Origin of the sequence: Pseudomonas asturiensis (assembly GCF_900143095.1) — a bacterium.
GTDB classification, from domain to species: Bacteria; Pseudomonadota; Gammaproteobacteria; order Pseudomonadales; family Pseudomonadaceae; genus Aquipseudomonas; species Aquipseudomonas asturiensis.
Map to the genome: position 1 here is coordinate 169,275 of NZ_FRDA01000005.1, position 22,582 is coordinate 191,856.

A 22,582-nucleotide genomic window follows, 5' to 3' on the forward strand; every position below is an offset into this window, starting at 1 on the left:
TATCATGGGCGCTCGTTTATGCGGAGCAAGTGTCCATGTCTGCTGAAAAACCTGAAGTGATCATCACGTATTGCACCCAGTGCCAATGGTTGTTGCGTGCTGCCTGGCTGGCGCAGGAACTGCTGAGCACCTTCTGCGATGATCTGGGCAAAGTCTCGCTGGCGCCTGCCACGGGCGGCGCGTTCCGGATTACCTGCGACGGCGTGCAGATCTGGGAGCGCAAGGCCGACGGTGGCTTCCCGGAGGCCAAGGTGCTCAAGCAACGGTTACGTGACCAGATCGACCCGGCACGCGATCTGGGCCATAACGACCGGTCCGGCGCAGCGGATCCTCAATGAGCGGCGGTTTTTGTGTCGCGACGGCCCATCAAGCCTGATATCAGAATGGCAACGATGATCAGCGTCCCGCCCAGCAGCATACGCAGCGTGGGCGTTTCGGCGAAGATCAGCCAGGCGAACGCAATGCCGTACAGCGGCTCCATGGCAAACACGACGGCCGCCGTTCGGGCCTTGATCACCGCCAGGCTTGCAACGAACAGACCGTGCGCCAGGCCGGTACAGATCACGCCGAGCAGCGCGATCCATAGCCAGTCGACGGCAGAAACGGCAGGCAGCGCCGCCGCCGCCCACGGCACCAGACAGAGGGCGACGACCAGGTTCTGACACAGTGCGGCCTGCACCGCCGGCACATGGCTGGCGCTGGCGCGATTGACCAGAGACAGCAGGGCGAAGGTCAGCCCCGAGAAGATCGCCCACAGCAGACCGCCCGTTGCCTGACTGGCCAGATCGAACCCGGGTGTCACCAGAACAAGCCCCACGCTCACCAGTGCCACCAGCAGCATTTCGACGCGACGAATCCGCTCGCGAAACACCAGACCTTCCAGGATTACGGTGAACGCCGGAAAGCTCGCGAACCCCAGCGTCGCCACTGCCACCCCTGCGACCTTTACCGCCAGAAAGAACGACACCCAGTGCAGGCTCAGCAACACACCGCTGAGCATCAGCCGCGCGGCGCTGGCCCGGTTCAACGGCCTCCAGCGCATGCCGACAAACCTTGCGAACACCGCCAGGGCCGCAACGGCAAAGGCTGCACGACCGAAGACGATCACAGAGGGCGATGCGTGGGCCAGTTTGCCCAGCACACCCGACAGGCCAAACAACAGGGCACCCATGTGCAGGGCGAGCAGGGCGGAGCGCGGGGTCATGACAGTCCTTGTGGGTGCGGTGAGAGCGAAGTCTACCTCGCAAAAGCCATTGTCATGACATCGACATGCACATGTCACATTCGGTTAACCGGCATGCCGCACTCTCTTGGAAAACCTGCCGGAGGTCGTCCCATGAGCAGTGCTCAGCTCGCCAAACCCAGCCGTAAACAACGTGTACGGACCCTGTGGATTTCCGATGTGCATCTGGGCACGCGTGATTGCCAGGCTGAACACCTGTCGGCATTCCTCAAGCGCTATCAGGCTGATCGCATCTATCTGGTGGGCGACATCATCGACGGCTGGAAGCTGCGCGGCGGGATGTATTGGCCGCAGGCGCATACCAACGTCATCCGGCGTTTGTTGACCATGAGCAAGCGCGGCACCGAAGTGATCTACGTCACCGGCAACCACGATGAATTTCTGCGTCGTTACTCGAAGCTGATACTGGGCAACATCCAGCTGGTGGACGAGGCCGAACACGTGACCGCCGACGGTCGTCGTCTGTTGGTGATTCATGGCGATCAGTTCGATGTGATCACCCGTTATCACCGCTGGCTGGCGTTTCTGGGTGATTCGGCCTACGAGTTCACCCTGACCCTCAATCGCTGGCTCAATCACTGGCGTGCCAAATACGGCTATGGCTACTGGTCGCTGTCGGCGTACCTCAAGCACAAAGTCAAAAGCGCAGTGAATTTTATCAGTGATTTCGAAGAGGCCATCGCTCATGAATGTGTGAAGCGCGGGCTGGATGGCGTGGTGTGCGGGCACATTCACCATGCGGAAATTCGCGAGGTGGGCGGCGTGGAATACATGAACTGCGGAGACTGGGTTGAATCCTGCACGGCGCTGATCGAGCACCTGGACGGCCAGATCGAACTGTTTCGGCTGGCGAATGCACATTTACAGCCCAGCCCGCAGGTCGAGCAGCAGGAAATGCCGGTCAGCGAGCCGGTTGCCTGAGTACTACGGCGTGACCGTGCTGGAGCGGCATACCCTTAAAAAGGCACACTCTTAAAAGGGCACTTTGCCCAACAGCATGTCGCGGTACATGACGAAATCGCCGAGCAGGCTGTAGAACGGGTGCTTGAAGGTGGCGGGGCGGTTTTTCTCGAAGAAGAAATGCCCGGCCCAGGCAAAGCCGTAACCGGCAATCGGTAACAGCGCCAACAGCCACCACCGCCCGCTGCCAATGCCAAAGGCCAGCAGAAAGATCACCAGCGACGTGCCCACGAAATGCAGGCGTCGACTGGTGCTGCTGCGGTGTTCCTCAAGGTAGTACGGATAGAAATCGGCAAAGCGGTTGAACGGCTTGACGGTGTCCATGTGCTGACCCTCGTGTTGGCTTCGGATCAGTCTAGCCTGACAGGATGCTGTTTGGCAGCATCCATTCGGCGCAGTTCACCCTACTGTGGGAGGCGGCTTGCCGGCGATCTGCCGGGAACCGGCAGCAGAACTGACGCATCAGGCGTCAGCTTCTTTTATGCGCGCATCAATGCCGCCAGAACGCCGGTACGCACAGCACCAGCACGGTGATGATTTCCAGACGGCCCAACAACATGCCGGCGGACAGAATCCACTTGGCGGCATCCGGAAGGGTGGAGAAGTTACCCGCCGGTCCAATGACTTCGCCCAGCCCCGGACCGACGCCGGAAACCGTGCTGGCGGCGCCCGTCAGCGCGGTCATCCAGTCCAGGCCCAGCAGCGACAGCATCAACGCAATCAGGCAGATGGTGATGGTGAAAAAGAACGAGAACGTCAGAATCGAGCGCACGATCTCGTCGTCCAGCCGGTGACCGTTGTATTTCTGTTTCATCACGGCGCGTGGATGGATCAACTGGTTGAGGTTGGTCTTGAGCAGGATGTAGGCGACCTGAAACCGGAAGATTTTCACGCCGCCTGCCGTCGAGCCGGAACAGCCCCCGATGAAGCCCAGGTAAAAGAACAGCATCAGCGAGAAGTTGCCCCACAGGCTGTAGTCCCCCAGCGCAAAGCCTGTAGTTGTCACCACCGATGTGACATTCAGCGCCACGTGGCGCAACGCCTCGGTCCACGGCAGGTCGGTGGTGTTCGCATACCAGACGGTCATCACCAGCCAGGTGATCAGCAGCAGGGCAATCAGCCCTTGTACCTGTTCGTCCCGGAACAATGCACCTCGATTGCCGCGCAGCGTGGCGACATAGAGGGTGAAGGGCAGGCTGCCCAGGATCATGACCACAATGGCGACCCAGTGAACCGCAGGCTGTGGCCATTTGGCCAGGGACAGATCGGACGTCGAGAAACCGCCGGTGGAAATCGCTGACATGGCGTGGTTGATCGCATCGAACAGGCTCATGCCCGCCATCCAGAACGCCAGACTGCCCAGCGCAGTGAAGCTGACATACGCCAGCACGATGAACTTGGCCACCATGTGCGAGCGGGGCATGACCTTTTCGGAGCGGTCGGAGGATTCGGTCTGGAACAGTCGCATGCCGCCGATTCGCAAGAGCGGAAGAATCGCGACGGCCATGCCGATGAAGCCGATGCCGCCCAGCCAGTGCAGCATCGAACGCCAGATCAGAATCCCCGGCGACATGCTGTCCAGATTGCTGAGCACGGTCGAGCCTGTGGCCGTGATGCCGGACATGCTTTCAAAGAAGGAGTCGGTGTAGCTGATGTGCTGGGTCAGCAAAAACGGCAGCGCCGCGAAGATACACACGACGATCCAGCTGGACACCGTGAGCATGTACATGTCGCGCGGGCGCAACTGAACGTGCCCGGGTCGGCCTGGCAGCACCATCGCGAGCCCGGCGATGAAGGTGATGGCGCTGGCCCACAGAAATGAGCGCAGGTCTTCGAAGCGGTCGTAGATGACCAGCGTGGCCATGGGCACGATCATGGCGACAGCCAGAGTGATCAGAAAAATGCCGATGATGAAACCGATAATGCGAAGGGTCGGCAACGACATGAAAGGCTCTGGTTGCAGTGAAGAAAGGCGCCATTCTACCCGCGCGCGTAGGCATGTAAACCAGCATGGCCGGGCGCTGCGTTCGACATTGCCTGTAAGTAATTGCCCCGCACGCTCGTTATTGAAGCCATACACGCTCTAGAATGCCCGATCATCTTTGAAAGGAGACAGCCCATGCAGGCGCTCGACGCTTTGCTCAACCGCGTATCGGTTCCACGTCTGGTCGATCCGGCCCCGGATGCCGCACAGCGGGAAATCATGTTCGGTGCAGCCTTGCGCTCACCCGATCACGGCCAACTGCGACCGTATCGTTTTCTGACCGTCGAAGGCTCGGCACGCGAGCGCATGGGCACCTTGCTGGCCGAAGCGTTGGAGCAGGGCGGTGGCGAGATCACCCCGCAGGCACTGGACAAGGCTCGTCAGGGGCCGTTGCGTGCGCCGCTGGTTGTGGTGGTGATTGCGCGGTTGCAGGATCACTTCAAGGTGCCACGCAGTGAACAGTTGATCACTGCCGGGTGTGCCGCGCATGGGGTGTTGCTGGCGGCTTACGCGCTGGGTGTCGGCGCGGTCTGGCGGACGGGCGAGCTGTCATATTCGCCGCATGTGGCCAAAGGGCTCGGGCTTGAAGCCAATGAAGAAGTGATCGGCTTTCTTTACCTGGGCACCCCGTTGAACCCGCCGCGCGAAGCACCGAAGGTGGACGTGGGCGGGTTTGTCAGTCAATGGCAGGGCTGATCAAGCCCTAGACCGATGAGGGATTGACGGGCTCTGGCGGCAGATCCAGCGTGGCGATGAAACCGCCTTGCGGATGATTGCCCAGGGTCATACTGCCGCCGTGACGTTCTGCGGCGCGTCGGGCGATCGCCAGTCCCAGCCCGTGGCCCGGCGCAGTCTGGCCGGGTGCGCGGTAGAATGGCTCGCCCAGTTGCGCCAGATGCTCTTCGGCGACCCCAGGACCGTGATCACGCACGCTCAGGCGTATGTGGTTGTCCACACACGTGGCCTGCAGATCGATGCTCTGGCCCGGCGGGTTGAAGCGCAGGGCATTGCGCAGCAGGTTGTCCAGCGCTCGTTCGATCATGTCCGGCCAGCCTTGCAAGTGCAGATCGCTTTGCACGTGCACCTGAATGCTCTGCTCGACGCCGTCGAGTTGCGTGTCGTGCTTCAGGCGATGCAGCAGCCCCTCCAGATCGACTGGCTCGGCGCTGCCAAAGTCCGCATCCAGGCGCGCCAGGGCCAGAATCTCGCTGATCAGCGCTTCCAGCCGATCGCATTCGCGGCCCAGACGCGGCCACAGCTTTTCACGCTCGGCAGGTTCGGCACGTTCTGCCAGGGCCAGCGCGATGCGCAGGCGCGCCAGTGGTGAGCGCAGTTCATGGGACACGTCACGCAGCAACTGACGCTGGCTGCCGATCAGGCTTTGCAGGCGCGCGCCCATGCGGTTGAAGTCGGTGGCCAGCACGCCGAATTCGTCACGACGGTTGGCCAGTTGCGCCAGGCTGTGCTGTTGGTAACTGGTCTGACCCAGATCATGCACGGCGCCACGCAGGCGACTCAGCGGCCGGGTGATCGACAGGGTCACAAACAGGCTGAACAGGGTCAGCACGACCAGCGCGATGCCCAGCGCACTCAGCGGCCACATCAGGCTCTGGCGATGCCATTGATCGAGTTCCGGGTGGGGAATCCGGTAGATAAACAGATAGGTTTCGCCAGTCTTGGGACTGGTGTATTCGGTTGCCAGACGTCGCCACGGCAGTTTTCTGCCGTCATCGTCGTCATCGCCCTGCTGCTGGCGCGCTTCAAGGGCTGCTGCACGAGGCGGGAAGGTGCCGCGCACCACCGGCTCGCCGCTGTCATTGAGCACCTGCACGTCAATGCGGTTACGGCGCTTGAGGGTCTGGAGGTAATCCTGAGACGCCTCGGCGCCCTGTTCTTCGAAACGCTGGGTCCAGTTTTCCGGCAGATTATTGAGCACCGGATGACGGCTGAGGATCCAGGCGTCCTGATTAAGCATGTGCCCGAGCAGAATCGACAGGCCTGCAACCAGAGCAATGGCCAGCCAGAAACTGGCCAGGATTCGCCAGAACAATGAACGCACAGGTTTTCCTCGGTCAAGAAATGAGCAAGCCCGGCATGCTCGAGCATGCCGGGTTGGTTGCAGTCAGTCTGCCCTGGGGCGTGACCGGTATTATTGCGCTTTTGCAGCCTTCGCGGCTTTCCAGGCCTTGAATTCGGCCCATTCGGCGCGACGTTCGTCCTGCTTCTTCTTGATTTCATCGAACTGCTTCTGCTGATCAGGCTTGAGCAGGGCGCGAATCTGGGTATCGGTTTCGGTGCGCTTGGCGTTGATCTCGTCCTGCATGGCCTTCTGCTCAGGAGCAGGCATCTTGTCCAGGTAGCGCTGAGTGATGTCACGGCGTTCGTGCATCTGTTCGCGCATCAAGCGGTCGATCTGCTGGCGCTGTTCACGCGACAGGTCCAGATCACGGAAAGGGCCTGGGCCGCGATGCATGCCAGGGCCAGGGCCACGGTCGTCGCGCTCCATATGCATGGCCGGTGCGCCAGGTTCAGCGCCTGCAGGTGGCGGTGGAACAGCCATGGCAACGGTAGGCAGGGCAGCGGCGAACATCAAAGCGATCAGGGTCTTGCGCATGGTGTATCTCCTTGTCTCTAGTGCGGCTCTATGCCGTTGAGCCCAGTTTAGGGAGATCAAGGTCAAGCGCGGTCAGGGCTTGGTAAAGCTTGTGTAAGCTTAAAGGCTGTAATAGTAACCACGGCTGCGCAGCGCCATGATCCGTGGACGGCCGTCCGGGTGAGGGCCGATTTTCTTGCGCAGGTTGCTGACGTGCATGTCCAGGCTGCGATCGTAGAGAGTGAGTTTGCGGCCCAGCGCCAGTTGCGCCAGTTCCTGCTTGTCCAGCGGTTCGCCGGGCTGGCGCAGCAAGGCTTCCAGCAGGCGGCTTTCCGAAACGGTGAGTGTGAGTTCTTTCTCATCAATGCTGACTACGCCGCGCATCGGGCTGAAAGTCAGGTCGCCCAGTTCAAGCTGAGTCGACGACGCCACCGGATGGCTGCGGCGCAGCACGGCGCGCAGGCGGGCAGTCAGCTCGCGGGGATCGCAGGGTTTGGCCAGGTAATCGTCAGCGCCCAGTTCCAGGCCCAGAATGCGGTCCAGCGGTTCGCCACGTGCCGAGAGCATCACCACCGGCAGCTCGGGGTGTTCGGAACGCAACTGCTTGAGCAGTTCCAGACCGCTGCCGTCGGGTAGCATCACGTCCAGTACCACCGCTGACGGGGCTTGCTCGGCAAGCGCCTGACGGGCACTTTGGCCATCGTGACAGGCGCGTACCTGGAAACCTTCCTGGCTCAGCCAACTGCTCAGCAGCTCACAAAGCTCCTGATCATCATCAATTAGTAACAGCTCGCTCATGTCTCACTCAATTTAGCCACTGCCGACGTTGCCTACGCCAACCGCTGACAAATATACCGCACAGAAGGGCAATCATCGCAACGCCACCCCCTGCGACGAACCATTGTTGTTGCTCGGTCAGCAGGCGCGGTGGCGCGGCCGACAACGCTTCTTTGAGCTGCAACTTGAGCTTTTGGTTCTCCTGGCGCGAGCGGCTCAACAGGGCGCTGTCGCGTTCGACGCTTTGCGCCTGCCTGGCCAGCTCTTCGCGCTGACGCTCGCTCTCGCCCAGTCGCGCCTGAAGATCTGCTATCTGGCTGGCAGCGCTTGAAGAATGCGCCGCAGGTGTAGCCCCGGTGACATCCGCCCCTTCTGCCTGAACCTGCAGGCTTGTTCCCGACATCGCTATCAGCAGACACAACGTACCTGAACGCATCTGAACTCCCGTTGACCAGAACCGTTTTTAGTGGAACCTCGGCAGGTTGTCGGCAGCGCGTGGGGAATGATGAGGGCAACGGGGGAGCAGGGCGTGAAGCGGGCGGGTCCTGCGATGTTGCGTGCAGGACCGCACAGGAGACTCAGCGTCGTATCAGGGCAGAACCAGCTTGAACGGCTTGACCACCACGTTGGCGTAGACGCCTGCCTCGACGAACGGATCGGCCTTTGCCCAGCTTTCTGCTGCACTCAAGGAATCGAACTCGGCCACGATCAGGCTGCCGCTGAAACCGGCTGCGCCTGGATCGTTGCTGTCGACCGCAGGATGCGGGCCTGCCAGGATCAGGCGGCCGGCATCCTTGAGCGCATTGAGTCGATCAAGATGCGCAGGGCGTACGCTCAAGCGTTTTTCCAGCGAGTTTTCGACGTCAGTGGCGATGATTGCGTAGAGCATGTCAGTCCTCGGATTTGGTCGTGGTGGAAGCTGCATCATTCAGGTGGCGGGACAGGTAGATGCCTTGTGCCACCAGGAAAATCAGGGTCATGCCCAGACTGCCGAAGACCTTGAAGTCGACCCAGAATTCTTGATAAGTGAACGCCACATAGAGGTTGGCCGCACCGCAAAACAGGAAGAAGAAGATCCAGGCGATGTTCAGTTTGGTCCAGATGGCAGCCGGCAAGGTCAACGCGTGGCCCATGATGCGCTGGATCAGTGGACGATCACCAATGAAATGGCTACCGGCAAATGCCAGGGCAAATAGCCAGTTGACCACCGGCGCTTTCCACTTGAGGAAGGTTTCGCTGTGAAAGGCCAGCGTCAGGCTGCCGAACACCAGGCAGGCGATGAGGGTCAGCCACTGGCTCTTCTCCAGCTTGCGCTGCTTTATATAGAGGATGCCGTAAACCACCACCGAACTGATGATCAGCATGGCAGTGGCGCTGAAAATGCCGCCTACCATGTAGCTGTTGCCCAGGATATCCAATGCGCGGGGTTCGGTTTTGTAGACAATGAAAAACAGGAGCAGCGGGATGAAGTCGATGAATTGTTTCACAATGGCAGCCAGAAGCAGGATGTAGCGGCATAATAACAAACATCAATGACTGCGAAAGCACCACTATGAATGTTGATCTGCATTGCCACAGCACCGCTTCGGATGGAGCCTTGTCGCCCACCGCACTGGTGACGCGTGCTTACGAAAATGGCGTGCGTGTCCTTTCGCTTACCGACCACGACACCCTCGAAGGTCTCGAAGAAGCCCGTGCGACGGCGCATTCGCTGGGTATGCAACTGGTCAACGGTGTCGAGTTGTCCTGCACCTGGGGCGGGGCGACCATCCATATATTGGGTTATGCATTCGACATTCAGGCACCTGCCCTGACCGAAGCCATCGCCCGTTTGCATGATGGACGCTGGCTACGCGCTGAAGAAATCAGTCGCAAATTGGCGATCAAAGGTATGCCTGGGGCGCTGGAAGGCGCGCGGGCGATCCAGAAAGAGCTGGGCGACAGTGGTAATGCGCCAGCGCGTCCGCATTTCGCTGACTTTCTGGTGCGCGAAGGTTACGTCAAGGATCGCGCCGAGGCCTTCCGTAAATGGTTGGGCGCGGGCAAGCTGGGTGACGTCAAGCAGCACTGGCCGACGCTGGAAGACACCGTAGCGACCTTGAGGGCTTCCGGCGCCTGGGTCAGCCTCGCGCATCCTTCGCATTATGACTTTACCCGCAGTAAACGGCGTAAACTGGTCGGCGATTTCATCCAGGCTGGCGGTCACGCCATCGAAGTGGTCAATGGCATGCAGCCTGCCGATCAAGTCGGAACCCTGGCAATCCTGGCCCGTGAGTTCGGTCTGCTGGTGTCCGCCGGCAGCGACTTCCATGGCCCCGGCACCTGGGGCGAAATTGGCGTTTATCGCCCGGTCCCGGAGGATTTGCCGCCTTTATGGTGCAGATTCAAACATGAACATCCTACTGCCGCCGTCTGAACAGGAAGTTACCGTGAGTCAATTTTTCCAGGTCCACCCGGAGAACCCGCAACCGCGCCTGATCAAACAGGCTGCGGAAATCATCAAGGCCGGCGGGCTGGTGGTGTACCCGACAGATTCGTCCTATGCGCTGGGTTGCCAGATTGGCGACAAGAGCGCCATCGAGCGTATCCGTCGTCTGCGGCAACTGGACGACAAGCACAACTTCACGCTGATGTGCTGCGATCTGTCGCAACTGGGCCTGTTTGCCAAAGTCGACACCGGCGCGTTCCGTGCGTTGAAAGCCCATACGCCCGGCCCTTACACCTTCATTCTCAACGCCACCCGAGAAGTGCCGCGCCTGATCCTGCACCCCAAGCGTCGCACCATCGGTCTGCGTGTGCCGAGCCACCCGATTGCCCAGGCACTGCTGGAGCAGCTGGGTGAGCCGCTGATGAGTGTCAGCCTGATCATGCCGGGTGACAGCGTGCCGCTGAGCGATCCCTATGAAATGCGTGAAATTCTCGAGCATCAGGTGGACCTGATCATCGACGGCGGGATGGGCGGGATTTCCGCGTCCACCGTCATCAATCTTTCCGAAGGCGAACCACAGGTCATTCGTGTCGGCTGTGGCGACCCGACGCCGTTTGGTGACGGTTCGTAATGACAGTGGTCGAGACCGTCGACAGTCAGGCTGATGCCCAGCAGGAGCTGCCGTTTGCCCTGGTCTACGGCCAGGCGCTCACGCAGATGCCGCTGGACCTTTATATTCCGCCGGACGCGCTGGAAGTCTTTCTCGAAGCCTTCGAAGGCCCCCTCGACCTGCTGCTGTACCTGATCCGCAAACAGAACATCGATATCCTCGACATTCCGGTGGCTGAAATCACCAAGCAGTACATGGGCTATGTCGAGCTGATGAAAACCGTGCGCCTGGAGCTTGCGGCCGAGTACCTGGTGATGGCAGCCATGCTCGCCGAGATCAAATCGCGCATGTTGCTGCCGCGTTCGGCGGAAATCGAAGAAGAGGAAGGCGATCCGCGTGCCGAGCTGATTCGTCGTCTGCAGGAGTACGAACGCTTCAAGGCCGCTGCAGAGGGCCTTGATGGCCTGAAACGGGTGGGGCGCGACGTCATCGTACCGAAACTGGATGCCCCTGAAGCACGGGCGCGAAAGCTGTTGCCGGATGTCAGCCTTGAAGAGGTGCTGATGTCGATGGCTGAAGTGCTGCATCGCGGCGACATGTTCGAAAGCCATCAGGTGAGCCGCGAGGCTCTTTCCACCCGCGAGCGCATGAGCGATGTGCTGGAACGCCTCAAGGGGGGTGGTTTCGTGCCCTTTGCCGAGTTGTTCACCGCAGAGGAGGGGCGACTCGGTGTGGTGGTCACGTTCATGGCCGTGCTTGAGCTGGTCAAGGAATCGCTGGTCGAGCTGGTCCAAAACGAGCCCTTTGCGGCGATCCATGTCCGGGCGCGAGCCGAGTAGAGCCAGAGCACACCCATGAATCTCAACGAACCCCGCGAACTTGCGCCACTGCTTGAAGCTTTTCTGCTGGCCTCCGGAAAGCCGCAAACGCTTGATCGGCTGTATGAGCTGTTTGAGGAAGGCGAGCGCCCGGAGCCGCCGATCTTCAAGAAAGCGCTGGAACTGCTGCGCAAATCCTGCGACGGCCGCGCTTTTGAACTCAAGGAAGTCGCGTCCGGCTATCGTCTGCAGATTCGTGACAGGTTTTCACCCTGGGTCGGACGCCTGTGGGAAGAGCGGCCTCAGCGCTATTCCCGTGCCATGCTCGAAACCCTGGCGCTGATCGCCTATCGTCAGCCGATTACCCGGGGTGAGATCGAGGAGGTGCGTGGCGTTGCGGTGAACAGCCACATCGTCAAGACGCTGATGGAGCGCGAGTGGATTCGCGTGGTGGGCTATCGCGATGTACCGGGCAAGCCGGCCATGTTCGCCACCACCAAAGGCTTTCTCGACCACTTCAACCTCAAGAGTCTGGACGAACTGCCGCCGCTGGCAGACCTGCGCGAAATGGAAACCGAGCCGGAGCTGGACTTCGAAGACGCCCCGGTCCCTGCGCATATCCAGGCGTTGGCCGATGCCAGCCTGGATGTCGACGAAGAGCCAGAGCCACCGCGTGACGAAACCAGCTTTCGCAGTCTGCTGGTTGAACTGGACTCGATGGAACAGGGGCTCAAGACCGATTTCGATGATCTTTTACGGGCTGAGCCCGAATCGGTTGATGAAGAATCGGTTGATGAAGAAGATCTGGATCAAGCCCCCAGGCCGGATTGACTGTCTTGCGTACGACGTTCGGCTAGCGGTAGGGAGGCGGCTCGCCGCCGATGTCGTCAGATCAGGCACTGAACGGTTGCCTGTCAGATCGCCTCGCCGGCAAGCCGCCTCCCGCATAGCGCATGCCTGTATCTGCCATCACGTCGAATTCATCCCCCCGCCTGCGGTCACACCTTCAGTCACCTTTCCCATGAGAGTCGCTGCCCATGAGTTCAACCAGGAACCCCTGCATCAGCTTGTGCAAATTCGACGACGATATTTGTCTGGGGTGTGGTCGCAGCAAACGGGAAATCAAGGCGTGGAAGAAGCTGGAAAAGGACGAAAAGCGCGAAGTGCTGAGTGAATCAGCCAAGCGGCTGGCGAAGCTCAAGACCGGTGGTCGCAAAAAGAAGAAGTGATGCCGGTAATTACGCCGCGCCCCGGATGCACAAAAGACCGCAGGGGCGTATGATGGCCGACCCTCGGCGATAACCCTTTCGCCAGGGCTTCAAGTATTTCGCCTTGCGGCTATCCACAGCGCGCAGGGCACAGGTCTCGCCGGTTCTCGGCCAGCCCTGATTCGACACACCGGGAGGTGCCCAGATGAGTGAAAAAGACAAGCAGGACAGCCAGGAAATCGGACCCGCAGGCGAAAAGCTGCAGAAGGTTCTGGCGCGCATTGGCGTGGGCTCGCGCCGTGACGTAGAAGCCTGGATTACCCAAGGCCGTATCAAGGTCAACGGTAAGGACGCCACCCTCGGTCAGCGTGTTGACCTGCACGACGCTATCAGCGTCGACGGTCGCGTGATCAAGCGCGAAGAAGCAGCCGAAACGGTTCGCCGCGTCATCATGTACAACAAGCCGGACGGTGAGATCTGCACCCGTGACGACCCTGAAGGCCGTCCGACCGTATTCGATCGCCTGCCGCGCCCGAAAGAAGGCCGCTGGATCAATATTGGTCGTCTGGACATCAACACCACCGGTCTGCTGATGTTCACCACCGACGGTGAACTGGCCAACCGTCTGATGCACCCCTCGTTCGAAATGGACCGTGAGTACGCGGTACGTGTACGTGGCGAAGTGGACGACGACATGCTGCTGCGTTTGAAAAACGGCGTGATCCTCGAAGACGGTCCTGCGCGTTTCACCGACATTCAGCAGGCACCGGGCGGCGAAGGCTTCAACCACTGGTATCACTGTGTGGTGATGGAAGGCCGTAACCGCGAAGTGCGTCGCCTTTGGGAATCCCAGGGCCTGGTGGTCAGCCGCCTGAAGCGCGTGCGTTACGGGCCGGTGTTCCTGAACTCCGACCTGCCGATGGGCCGCTGGCGTGAAATGAGCCAGTACGAAGTCGACATTCTGGCTGCCGAAGTCGGCCTGACACCTGTGGCCCAGCCGCAGATGAACGCCAAGACCAAGGAAAAACTGGAGCGCCTGCAGCGTCAATCGTCCCGCCCGCTGGGCAAAGGCGAGCGCGTGCGGACCTTGCGTCCTGCTGCTGGCGCATCAACGTCCAGCGAACGTTCGCAGCGTCAACCGCAGATCACTGGCAGCGACCGTGATCGTCCGCGTGGCGATTCGACCCAGCGTCCTTCACCGCGCAAGGATTCCGGCAAGCCAGGTTCGCGTTCGCCGCGTCCGGCTGACAACAGCCGTGGCACTCCGGTGGCCGAGCGTCCGAGCGACATGAACAAACGTCCGGCCAAGCCAGCGCCCAAGCGTGCCGGTATCAAGCTGGTCGACGATGACGCGCCGTCAGGCAAGCGTCGTGGTCCACCGGCAGGCTCGGGCCAGCGCCCAGGCTTCGGTCGTCGCAAGCCACAGTAAACGTGGCGTGTGAGCAGCGTGTGTAAATAAACGGAAACGCCAGCCCCTTGCGGCTGGCGTTTCTGTTTACGGATGGTTTTTATCCTGCGTCAGGGTTTGAGTAAACAACCCGTCACGCCTGCTCGTCTCTTTTAAACCCCGATGTGGAGGCCGGTGTACAATGCCGCGCTTTTTTCTGTGAATCACTGTTGTTTGAAAACGCTCGGGGCTATCCGTCCTGAGCGCTGTATTCCGTTGCGTCACGAGCGCAACGGGTCCTATCCGTCACAGAACAAGAACAATCAGGTGGCTTTTGATGAGTGAACAAAGCTCAGCGTCTGGCGAGTTGAAGCGTGGTCTGAAGAATCGACACATCCAGCTGATCGCCCTTGGCGGCGCTATTGGAACGGGCCTGTTTCTGGGCTCGGCTGGTGTGTTGAAATCGGCCGGGCCGTCGATGATTCTCGGTTACGCGATCTGCGGCTTCATCGCCTTCATGATCATGCGCCAGCTGGGTGAGATGATCGTTGAAGAGCCGGTGGCCGGGTCGTTCAGCCATTTCGCGCACAACTACTGGGGCGGCTTTGCCGGTTTCCTGTCCGGCTGGAACTGCTGGTTGCTGTACATTCTGGTCGGCATGTCGGAACTGACGGCCGTCGGCAAATACATCCATTACTGGTTGCCCGATATTCCGAGCTGGGTCTCGGCTGCAGTCTTCTTCGTGCTCATCAACGTCATCAACCTGGCCAACGTCAAGGTGTTTGGCGAGACCGAGTTCTGGTTTGCGATCATCAAGGTGGTTGCGATCATCGGCATGATCGCGCTGGGCAGCTACATGCTGGTCAGTGGCAGCGGCGGACCGCAGGCGTCGGTCAGCAACCTCTGGGCGCACGGCGGATTCTTCCCCAATGGGGTCAGCGGTCTGGTGATGGCGTTGGCGATCATCATGTTTTCCTTTGGTGGTCTGGAAATGCTTGGCTTTACCGCGGCCGAGGCAGAACAGCCGAAGACGGTCATTCCGAAAGCCATCAATCAGGTCATCTACCGCATCCTGATTTTCTACATCGGCGCATTGGTGGTGCTGCTCTCGCTCACCCCTTGGGATAGTCTGCTGACCAGTCTTAATGCCTCGGGCGATTCCTACAGCGGCAGCCCGTTCGTGCAGGTGTTTTCGATGTTGGGCAGTGACACAGCTGCGCATATCCTCAACTTCGTGGTGCTAACAGCGGCGCTGTCGGTCTACAACAGTGGCACCTACTGCAACAGCCGCATGCTGGTCGGCATGGCCGAGCAGGGCGACGCGCCCAGGGGGCTGGCGCAGGTGGACAAGCGTGGCGTGCCGGTCAAGGCAATCTTCGCCTCGGCGGCGGTGACGCTGGTGGCTGTGCTGCTCAACTACTTCGTTCCGCAGCATGCGTTGGAGCTGCTGATGTCGCTGGTGGTGGCCACGCTGGTCATCAACTGGGCAATGATCAGTTACTCGCACCTGAAATTCCGTCAACACCTGAACCGCACGCAACAGGTCCCGCTGTTCAAATCCCTGTGGTATCCGTATGGCAACTACGTGTGCCTGGCGTTCGTGGTGTTCATTCTGGGCATCATGCTGATGATTCCCGGCATTCAGGTATCGGTCTATGCGATACCGGTCTGGCTGGCTGCCATGTGGCTCTGCTACCGGATCAAGAATCGACGCGATCTTAGGGTGGCGTCGGCCTCGGTCAAGTAATGCCAAACCCTTGAAGAACCCGGCTCATGAGGCCGGGTTTTTCATGCGAGCCATGCACGGCTGCTACGAGCGGCGTATCCTTGGCGTTCATTCTGATTGTGTGTAGATGTCTTCATGCTGGTGATTTCCAACAACGTTCATTTGCCGGACGCTGAAATCGAGTTGACTGCCATTCGAGCCCAGGGCGCGGGTGGGCAGAACGTCAACAAGGTCTCCAGTGCCATGCATTTGCGTTTCGACATTCACGCATCGTCGTTGCCGCCTTTCTATAAAGAGCGGTTGCTGGCGCTGAGCGACAATCGGATTACCAGTGATGGGGTAATCGTGATCAAGGCGCAACAGTACCGTACGCAGGAGCAGAACCGGGCCGATGCGTTGTTGCGGCTGAGCGAGCTGATCGTCAATGCAGGGAAGGTCGAGAAAAAACGCAGGCCGACGCGCCCGACGCTGGGTTCCAAGACTCGCAGACTGGAGTCCAAGAGCAAGCGGGGGTCGATCAAGGCAGGGCGGGGGAAGGTGGACTTCTGATCAGACGAGGCTGCCTCTGATGCGCAGGGCAGTCAGTGCAGCCTCATCCTCACCGTGTCAGCGAGCGGCTTTTTGCTGAAGCTCGTGACGACGCAGGGCGCGCACCTTATTAAGGGTATCGGCGCACGTCTTGGCCGCTTCTTCGCCTTTGTGCACGAAGTGATCGAAGAAGAATTTCTGATGCTCTTCGCCGGAATGGAAGTGGTGCGGCGTCAGCACTACGGAAAATACCGGGATTTCGGTTTCCAGCTGGACCTGCATCAGCGCGCTGACCACCGACTGCGCAACGAACTCGTGGCGATAGATGCCACCGTCCACCACCAGTGCGGCGCCGACGATACCGGCGTAACGGCCCGAATTGGCCAGCAGTTTTGCGTGCAGCGGGATCTCGAACGCGCCACCCACTTCAAAGAAGTCGATGTCGCTCTCGGCGTAGCCATGGTGGGCCATTTCGGCGACAAAACCTTTACGGCTCTGATCGACGATCTCTTTGTGCCAGCAGGCCTGGATGAACGCAACGCGCTCGTTCGGATGACTTTTGCTTTTGCTGTCGATTGCAGTGGGTTGCACGTGTTCTGACTCCTGTTTATAGAAAAAACAGGGCATTTGGATCGAAAGGGATTCTAGTCGCGTAGGAAAACCGCTTGAACAGAGTCGTTCAAGATAGGGTTTTGCAGACGTTCTTGTAGACGCCACTCCCGCTCTCTCTTCATCCGGACTATGACCGTCGGCCCCGGAATCACACCGGGTCTGCTGACCTTGCGGGTCGTCAGCCAATGCTGCCAACCCTCAAGCGCTCGCGGGCTAGACGCATTGCGCATCATTACCGCCGGTGGGGAATTACGCCCCGCCCTGAGAACGTTGCCGACACATTTCGTGGCCGGCGCGGGATTTTTATCACAGTTCCTTGGGTCATGCATGGACACTTTCGTACAGTGAACCTACCTTTTTCGTATAAAGCAGTGGAGTATCGAGGGCGACAGGGCTTGATTATCATGTGCCACGGCCTTAGTAATGCTTCGTTGCAGCCACAGGGTTGCTTAATCGATACTCGAATTCAGGGAGTTTTTCGTGACGGTCATCGATCTGCGCAGCGACACAGTGACACTGCCAACGGCTGGCATGCTCGATGCCATGGCGCGAGCACCCGTCGGCGATGACGTGTATGGAGAAGACCCGACCGTCAATCTTCTCGAAGCCACATTGGCCGAGCGCCTGGGCTTTGCCGCAGCGCTGTTCGTGCCGTCCGGCACCATGAGTAACCTGCTCGCCTTGATGGCTCACTGTGAGCGGGGCGATGAATACATCGTTGGCCAGCAGGCGCACACCTACAAATATGAGGGCGGTGGTGCCGCGGTGCTCGGCTCGATTCAGCCGCAACCGCTGGACGTTCAGCCCGACGGCTCGCTGGACTTGCAACAGGTGAGCGATGCAATCAAGGCCGATGACTTTCACTTCGCCCGCACCCGTCTGCTGGCACTGGAAAACACGATGCAAGGCAAGGTGCTGCCGCTGTCCTATCTGGCTGCCGCACGCGCCCTGACGCTGGAGAAAGGCCTGGCCCTGCACCTGGACGGCGCTCGGTTGTACAACGCAGCGGTGAAGCTTGGCGTGGATGCACGGGTCATCACGGGTTATTTCGATTCCGTTTCCATCTGCCTGTCCAAAGGGCTGGGCGCGCCGGTGGGTTCGGTGCTCTGCGGCTCCCATGAACTGATCGCCAAGGCGCGTCGTTTGCGCAAGATGGTGGGCGGCGGTATGCGCCAGGCCGGTAGTCTGGCCGCGGCCGGCCTGTATGCGCTGGATCATCAGGTCGAGCGACTGGCGCAGGATCACGCCAATGCAGCATTTCTGGCCGAAGGGCTGGCAGCGCTGGGCTATGGTGTAGAGCCTGTGCAGACCAATATGGTGTACGTGGCTGTTGGTGAGCGTGCCGGATCGCTCAAGGCATTCTGTGCCGAGCGCGGCATTCAACTCGTGGCGGCCCCGCGTTTGCGGATGGTGCTGCACCTGAACGTTTCCCGAACTCAGGTCGAGGAAGTGATAAGCGCATTTGCCGAGTTCACGCGCCAATGACATGCCAATAGTCCAGTTACTTGTTTCTATCGTACAAACACACTGTACCGAGGGCGCAACGCCTATATAATGCGGCCCTTTGCCGTCGCTACGTCATTTGACGTTTTGCACTTGCCTCTGGCCGCAGTCTCCGTGGAAGAACCTATGAAAAGCGCAGAAATCCGTGAAGCCTTCCTTGGCTTCTTCGAAGAGCAAGGCCACACACGTGTCGCCTCCAGCTCCTTGATTCCGGGCAATGACCCAACCCTGCTGTTCACCAACGCAGGTATGAACCAGTTCAAGGATTGTTTCCTGGGCCAGGAAAAACGTGCCTACACCCGAGCGGTCACCAGCCAGAAGTGCGTGCGTGCCGGTGGCAAGCACAACGACCTGGAAAACGTCGGTTACACCGCCCGTCACCATACCTTCTTCGAAATGCTGGGCAACTTCAGCTTCGGTGACTATTTCAAGCGTGACGCCATCACCTACGCCTGGACATTTCTGACCTCCGAGAAATGGCTGAACCTGCCCAAGGAAAAACTCTGGGTCACGGTCTATGCCACTGACGATGAGGCCTACGACATCTGGACCAAGGAAATCGGCGTGCCTGCCGAACGCATGGTTCGTATTGGCGACAACAAAGGCGCGCCTTACGCGTCCGACAACTTCTGGACCATGGGCGACACCGGCCCTTGCGGTCCCTGCAGCGAGATCTTCTTTGACCACGGTCCGGAAATCTGGGGTGGTCCTCCAGGCTCGCCGGAAGAAGACGGCGATCGTTACATCGAGATCTGGAACAACGTGTTCATGCAGTTCAACCGCACGGCCGACGGCGTGCTGCACCCGCTGCCAGCGCCATCGGTCGACACCGGTATGGGCCTTGAACGCGTGAGTGCGGTGCTGCAACACGTTCACTCCAACTACGAAATCGATCTGTTCCAGAGCCTGCTGACCGCTTCGGCCAAGGCCATCGGTTGCACCAATGACGCCCAGGCTTCGCTGAAAGTCGTGGCTGACCATATCCGTTCGTGCGGTTTCCTGATTGCCGATGGCGTACTGCCTTCCAATGAAGGTCGTGGCTACGTGCTGCGCCGCATCATTCGTCGCGCCTGCCGTCACGGTAACAAGCTGGGTGCCAAGGGCAGCTTTTTCTACCAGATCGTGGCTGCGCTGGTTGCCGAAATGGGCGCTGCGTTCCCAGAACTGGTTCAGCAGCAGGCGCATATCGAGCGCGTACTGAAAGCCGAAGAAGAGCAGTTCGCCAAGACGCTTGAGCAGGGTCTGAAAATCCTCGAGCAGGATCTGGCTGAGCTTCAGGGTTCTGTCGTGCCGGGCGAAGTGGTGTTCAAGCTTTACGACACCTACGGTTTCCCGATGGACCTGACCGGCGACATCGCCCGCGAGCGCAACCTGACGCTGGACGAAGCAGGCTTCGAGCGTGAGATGGATGCCCAGCGCGTACGCGCCCGTTCGGCCAGTTCGTTCGGCATGGACTACAACAGCCTGGTCAAGGTCGATGCGGCAACCCTGTTCACCGGTTATTCGGCGACGACTGGCAGCGCCAGCGTTGTCGCGCTGTACAAGGACGGTCAGTCCGTTCAGCAGTTGAGCGAAGGCGAAGAGGGCGTCGTGATCCTTGACACCACGCCGTTCTACGCAGAATCCGGCGGCCAGATTGGTGACAGTGGTTTCCTTGAAGCGGACGGCGTACGTTTCGATGTGCGCGACACGACCAAGACCGGTGGCGCGTTCCTGCACCATGGTGTCGTGGCCAGTGGCAGTCTGACTGTCGGCGCACAGGTTGAAACCCAGGTGTCGGCCGAAGTTCGTCAGGCAACCGCACTGAACCACTCCGCCACGCACTTGCTGCACGCGGCCTTGCGTCAAGTGCTGGGCGATCATGTTCAGCAGAAAGGTTCGCTGGTCGACAGTCAGCGCCTGCGCTTTGACTTCAGCCACTTTGAAGCGATCAAGCCTGAGCAATTGCGCGCGCTGGAAGACATCGTCAACGCCGAAATCCGCAAGAACACCTCGGTCGTGACCGAAGAGACCGACGTCGAGACTGCCAAGAAACGCGGCGCGATGGCGCTGTTCGGCGAGAAGTATGGTGATAGTGTGCGCGTGCTGAGCATGGGCGGTGATTTCTCCGTCGAGCTGTGCGGCGGTATCCACGCCAATCGCACCGGCGACATCTCGCTGCTGAAGATTGTCAGCGAGGGCGGTGTTGCTGCAGGCGTTCGTCGTATTGAAGCGGTCACGGGTGCTGCGGCGCTGGAATGGCTGAATTCGGCTGAAGATCAGCTCAAGGAAGCCGCGACGCTGGTCAAAGGCAATCGCGACAACCTGCTGGACAAGCTGACGGCTGTGCTTGAGCGCAACCGTCTGCTGGAAAAACAACTGGAACAGCTTCAGGCCAAGGCTGCCAGTGCTGCTGGTGACGATTTGTCGTCTGCCGCGCTGGATGTCAAGGGTGTCAAGGTTCTGGCCACACGTCTGGATGGTCAGGACGGCAAGGCGCTGCTGGCGCTTGTCGATCAGTTGAAGAACAAGCTCGGCCGCGCAGTGATCCTGCTCGGCAGTGTTCACGAAGACAAGGTTGTCTTGGTTGCAGGCGTGACCAAGGACCTGACTGGCCAACTCAAAGCCGGTGATTTGATGAAGCAAGCGGCCGCAGCGGTAGGTGGTAAGGGCGGCGGCCGTCCTGATATGGCTCAAGGTGGTGGTGTCGATGCAGGTGCGCTGGATGCTGCGCTGGCACTGACCGTTCCTTTTGTAGAGCAGGGTATCTGAATCGGGTTCGCAGGCCTGTCCGCGCAAGGCGGGCCTGATACGCGGACTCGTCTGTTTATGGGTGCTCTTAACGGGTTCTGAGGCGGCTTTGAGATGGCTTTAATCGTACAGAAATTTGGCGGCACCTCCGTGGGCTCGGTCGAGCGCATCGAGCAGGTGGCCGACAAGGTCAAGAAATTCCGCGAGGCGGGCGATGACCTGGTGGTCGTGCTGTCGGCCATGAGCGGCGAAACCAATCGTCTTATCGACCTGGCCCGGCAGATCAGCGATCAGCCGGTTCCACGCGAGCTGGACGTGATCGTGTCCACTGGTGAGCAGGTCACCATTGCCTTGCTGGCCATGGCGCTGATGAAGCGTGGCGTGCCTGCGGTGTCCTACACCGGCAATCAGGTGCGCATTCTCACTGACAGCGCGCACAACAAGGCGCGCATCCTGCAGATCGACGACCAGAAAATCCGCAATGACCTGAAAGAAGGTCGTGTTGTGGTGGTGGCCGGTTTCCAGGGCGTCGACGAGAACGGCAACATCACGACACTGGGCCGTGGCGGTTCCGACACGACCGGTGTCGCGCTGGCGGCGGCCTTGAAAGCCGATGAATGCCAGATCTACACCGATGTGGATGGTGTTTACACCACCGATCCGCGGGTGGTGTCGCAAGCACAGCGTCTGGACAAGATCACCTTTGAAGAGATGCTGGAAATGGCCAGTCTCGGTTCCAAGGTGCTGCAGATCCGGGCGGTTGAGTTCGCCGGCAAATACAATGTCCCGCTGCGCGTTCTGCACAGCTTCAAAGAGGGGCCGGGCACCCTCATTACCATTGATGAAGAGGAATCCATGGAACAGCCGATCATTTCCGGCATCGCTTTCAACCGCGATGAAGCCAAGCTGACGATCCGTGGCGTGCCAGACACTCCGGGTGTGGCGTTCAAGATTCTTGGCCCGATCAGCGCAGCGAACATTGAAGTCGACATGATCGTGCAGAACGTGGCGCACGATAACACCACCGATTTCACCTTCACGATTCATCGCAATGACTATCAGGCCGCGCTTCAGGTGCTTGAGACGACGGCGCGTGAAATCGGCGCACGTGAAGTGTCCGGCGACACCAAGATTGCCAAGGTCTCCATCGTTGGCGTGGGCATGCGTTCCCATGCAGGCGTTGCCAGCCGCATGTTTGAAGCGCTGGCCAAGGAGAGCATCAATATCCAGATGATCTCGACGTCGGAAATCAAGGTGTCGGTGGTGATCGAAGAGAAGTACCTGGAGTTGGCGGTGCGCGCACTGCACACGGCGTTTGAACTGGATGCTGCTCGACAGGGCGAGTGATCTGACTTCAGGGCGTGCGGCCTGGCTGCACGTTCTGAGAGCTGCGCAGAAAGGCTGTTCTTTTCTTTGCGTTAGTCGATACTCGGCCATGTTCGCAGGCTTTGATGCTGCGGGCTGTGCCTACTGGT

At 59.8% G+C, this 22,582-nt stretch carries 24 protein-coding genes and 1 riboswitch; of the genes, 14 read left to right on the plus strand and 10 right to left on the minus strand.

Annotated features, from left to right (window positions below):
- Positions 1 to 35 precede the first annotated feature (35 nt).
- A complete protein-coding gene (locus BUB69_RS11120; RefSeq protein ID WP_073166184.1) occupies positions 36 to 338 on the plus strand; it encodes an Rdx family protein in 303 nt (100 codons plus the stop codon).
- Here BUB69_RS11120 and BUB69_RS11125 read toward each other — a convergent pair.
- Positions 332 to 1,204, minus strand: a complete 873-nt coding sequence (locus tag BUB69_RS11125; RefSeq protein ID WP_073166186.1) for a DMT family transporter — start codon at positions 1,202 to 1,204, stop codon at positions 332 to 334. The genes BUB69_RS11120 and BUB69_RS11125 overlap by 7 nt on opposite strands.
- Positions 1,205 to 1,336: 132 nt before the next feature.
- Here BUB69_RS11125 and BUB69_RS11130 point away from each other — a divergent pair, with 132 nt between their 5' ends.
- Entirely contained in the window at positions 1,337 to 2,164 is an 828-nt protein-coding gene (locus tag BUB69_RS11130) for a UDP-2,3-diacylglucosamine diphosphatase (protein ID WP_073166189.1), read from the plus strand.
- A 51-nt stretch (positions 2,165 to 2,215) separates the two neighbouring features.
- On the opposite strand, the gene BUB69_RS11135 is transcribed toward BUB69_RS11130, so the two are convergent.
- Together BUB69_RS11135 and BUB69_RS11140 are read right to left on the minus strand one after the other, a co-directional pair.
- Positions 2,216 to 2,527, minus strand: a complete 312-nt coding sequence (locus BUB69_RS11135) for an Mpo1-like protein (protein ID WP_024685608.1) — start codon at positions 2,525 to 2,527, stop codon at positions 2,216 to 2,218.
- 166 nt (positions 2,528 to 2,693) lie between these two features.
- Positions 2,694 to 4,148, minus strand: coding sequence for a TrkH family potassium uptake protein (locus tag BUB69_RS11140; RefSeq protein WP_073166191.1), 1,455 nt, complete (start codon positions 4,146 to 4,148; stop codon positions 2,694 to 2,696).
- Positions 4,149 to 4,322: 174 nt separating this feature from the next.
- On the opposite strand from BUB69_RS11140, the gene BUB69_RS11145 reads away from it, so the two are divergent.
- Complete coding sequence (locus BUB69_RS11145; RefSeq protein ID WP_073166194.1) at positions 4,323 to 4,883, plus strand: nitroreductase family protein; 561 nt, start codon at positions 4,323 to 4,325, stop codon at positions 4,881 to 4,883.
- 7 nt (positions 4,884 to 4,890) lie between these two features.
- Here BUB69_RS11145 and BUB69_RS11150 read toward each other — a convergent pair whose 3' ends face one another.
- The 6 genes from BUB69_RS11150 to BUB69_RS11175 form a co-directional block, all read right to left on the minus strand.
- Positions 4,891 to 6,246 carry a sensor histidine kinase gene (locus BUB69_RS11150; RefSeq protein ID WP_073166196.1) on the minus strand — a complete coding sequence of 452 codons (1,356 nt, stop codon included), beginning with the start codon at positions 6,244 to 6,246 and terminating at the stop codon, positions 4,891 to 4,893.
- Positions 6,247 to 6,336: 90 nt separating this feature from the next.
- Positions 6,337 to 6,801 carry a Spy/CpxP family protein refolding chaperone gene (locus BUB69_RS11155; RefSeq protein WP_024689172.1) on the minus strand — a complete coding sequence of 155 codons (465 nt, stop codon included), beginning with the start codon at positions 6,799 to 6,801 and terminating at the stop codon, positions 6,337 to 6,339.
- A gap of 99 nt (positions 6,802 to 6,900) precedes the next feature.
- A complete protein-coding gene (locus tag BUB69_RS11160; protein WP_073166199.1) occupies positions 6,901 to 7,578 on the minus strand; it encodes a response regulator transcription factor in 678 nt (225 codons plus the stop codon).
- 7 nt (positions 7,579 to 7,585) lie between these two features.
- On the minus strand, positions 7,586 to 7,993 hold the full coding sequence (locus BUB69_RS11165) for an SH3 domain-containing protein (protein WP_073166201.1): 408 nt from the start codon (positions 7,991 to 7,993) through the stop codon (positions 7,586 to 7,588).
- Between the two features lie 153 nt (positions 7,994 to 8,146).
- Entirely contained in the window at positions 8,147 to 8,446 is a 300-nt protein-coding gene (locus BUB69_RS11170) for a YciI family protein (RefSeq protein ID WP_024694197.1), read from the minus strand.
- Position 8,447: 1 nt separating this feature from the next.
- On the minus strand, positions 8,448 to 9,044 hold the full coding sequence (locus BUB69_RS11175) for a septation protein A (RefSeq protein ID WP_073166746.1): 597 nt from the start codon (positions 9,042 to 9,044) through the stop codon (positions 8,448 to 8,450).
- Between the two features lie 65 nt (positions 9,045 to 9,109).
- Between BUB69_RS11175 and BUB69_RS11180 the strand changes: the two genes are divergently transcribed.
- From BUB69_RS11180 to arfB, 8 genes are all read left to right on the plus strand, one after another.
- Entirely contained in the window at positions 9,110 to 9,973 is an 864-nt protein-coding gene (locus tag BUB69_RS11180) for a PHP domain-containing protein (protein WP_073166204.1), read from the plus strand.
- A 13-nt stretch (positions 9,974 to 9,986) separates the two neighbouring features.
- A complete protein-coding gene (locus tag BUB69_RS11185) occupies positions 9,987 to 10,616 on the plus strand; it encodes an L-threonylcarbamoyladenylate synthase (protein WP_024689178.1) in 630 nt (209 codons plus the stop codon).
- Positions 10,617 to 10,735: 119 nt separating this feature from the next.
- Positions 10,736 to 11,434 carry a segregation and condensation protein A gene (locus BUB69_RS11190; RefSeq protein WP_175561716.1) on the plus strand — a complete coding sequence of 233 codons (699 nt, stop codon included), beginning with the start codon at positions 10,736 to 10,738 and terminating at the stop codon, positions 11,432 to 11,434.
- A gap of 15 nt (positions 11,435 to 11,449) precedes the next feature.
- Positions 11,450 to 12,244 (plus strand): SMC-Scp complex subunit ScpB, encoded by a 795-nt coding sequence (gene scpB / locus BUB69_RS11195; protein ID WP_073166208.1) that lies wholly within the window; start codon positions 11,450 to 11,452, stop codon positions 12,242 to 12,244.
- A gap of 206 nt (positions 12,245 to 12,450) precedes the next feature.
- Positions 12,451 to 12,642 carry a DUF1289 domain-containing protein gene (locus BUB69_RS11200; RefSeq protein WP_073166209.1) on the plus strand — a complete coding sequence of 64 codons (192 nt, stop codon included), beginning with the start codon at positions 12,451 to 12,453 and terminating at the stop codon, positions 12,640 to 12,642.
- Positions 12,643 to 12,826: 184 nt separating this feature from the next.
- Positions 12,827 to 14,050 carry a 23S rRNA pseudouridine(2605) synthase RluB gene (gene rluB, locus BUB69_RS11205; protein WP_024689182.1) on the plus strand — a complete coding sequence of 408 codons (1,224 nt, stop codon included), beginning with the start codon at positions 12,827 to 12,829 and terminating at the stop codon, positions 14,048 to 14,050.
- 295 nt (positions 14,051 to 14,345) lie between these two features.
- Positions 14,346 to 15,755 carry an amino acid permease gene (locus BUB69_RS11210; RefSeq protein WP_073166210.1) on the plus strand — a complete coding sequence of 470 codons (1,410 nt, stop codon included), beginning with the start codon at positions 14,346 to 14,348 and terminating at the stop codon, positions 15,753 to 15,755.
- Positions 15,756 to 15,869: 114 nt separating this feature from the next.
- The gene (gene arfB / locus BUB69_RS11215; RefSeq protein WP_073166211.1) at positions 15,870 to 16,283 is read left to right on the plus strand and encodes an alternative ribosome rescue aminoacyl-tRNA hydrolase ArfB; all 414 of its coding nucleotides are present in this window, start codon (positions 15,870 to 15,872) and stop codon (positions 16,281 to 16,283) included.
- A gap of 57 nt (positions 16,284 to 16,340) precedes the next feature.
- Here the strand turns inward: arfB and BUB69_RS11220 are convergent, their stop codons facing one another.
- Positions 16,341 to 16,853 (minus strand): 6,7-dimethyl-8-ribityllumazine synthase, encoded by a 513-nt coding sequence (locus tag BUB69_RS11220; RefSeq protein ID WP_073166212.1) that lies wholly within the window; start codon positions 16,851 to 16,853, stop codon positions 16,341 to 16,343.
- Positions 16,854 to 16,979: 126 nt separating this feature from the next.
- A riboswitch (FMN riboswitch) is annotated at positions 16,980 to 17,147 on the minus strand.
- A gap of 207 nt (positions 17,148 to 17,354) precedes the next feature.
- Between BUB69_RS11220 and ltaE the strand changes: the two genes are divergently transcribed.
- The 3 genes from ltaE (at position 17,355) to BUB69_RS11235 (ending at position 22,454) form a co-directional block, all read left to right on the plus strand.
- The gene (gene ltaE, locus BUB69_RS11225) at positions 17,355 to 18,359 is read left to right on the plus strand and encodes a low-specificity L-threonine aldolase (protein ID WP_073166213.1); all 1,005 of its coding nucleotides are present in this window, start codon (positions 17,355 to 17,357) and stop codon (positions 18,357 to 18,359) included.
- A 144-nt stretch (positions 18,360 to 18,503) separates the two neighbouring features.
- Positions 18,504 to 21,128, plus strand: a complete 2,625-nt coding sequence (alaS, locus tag BUB69_RS11230; RefSeq protein WP_073166214.1) for an alanine--tRNA ligase — start codon at positions 18,504 to 18,506, stop codon at positions 21,126 to 21,128.
- A gap of 93 nt (positions 21,129 to 21,221) precedes the next feature.
- Positions 21,222 to 22,454, plus strand: coding sequence for an aspartate kinase (locus BUB69_RS11235; RefSeq protein WP_073166215.1), 1,233 nt, complete (start codon positions 21,222 to 21,224; stop codon positions 22,452 to 22,454).
- Positions 22,455 to 22,582: the final 128 nt, after the last annotated feature.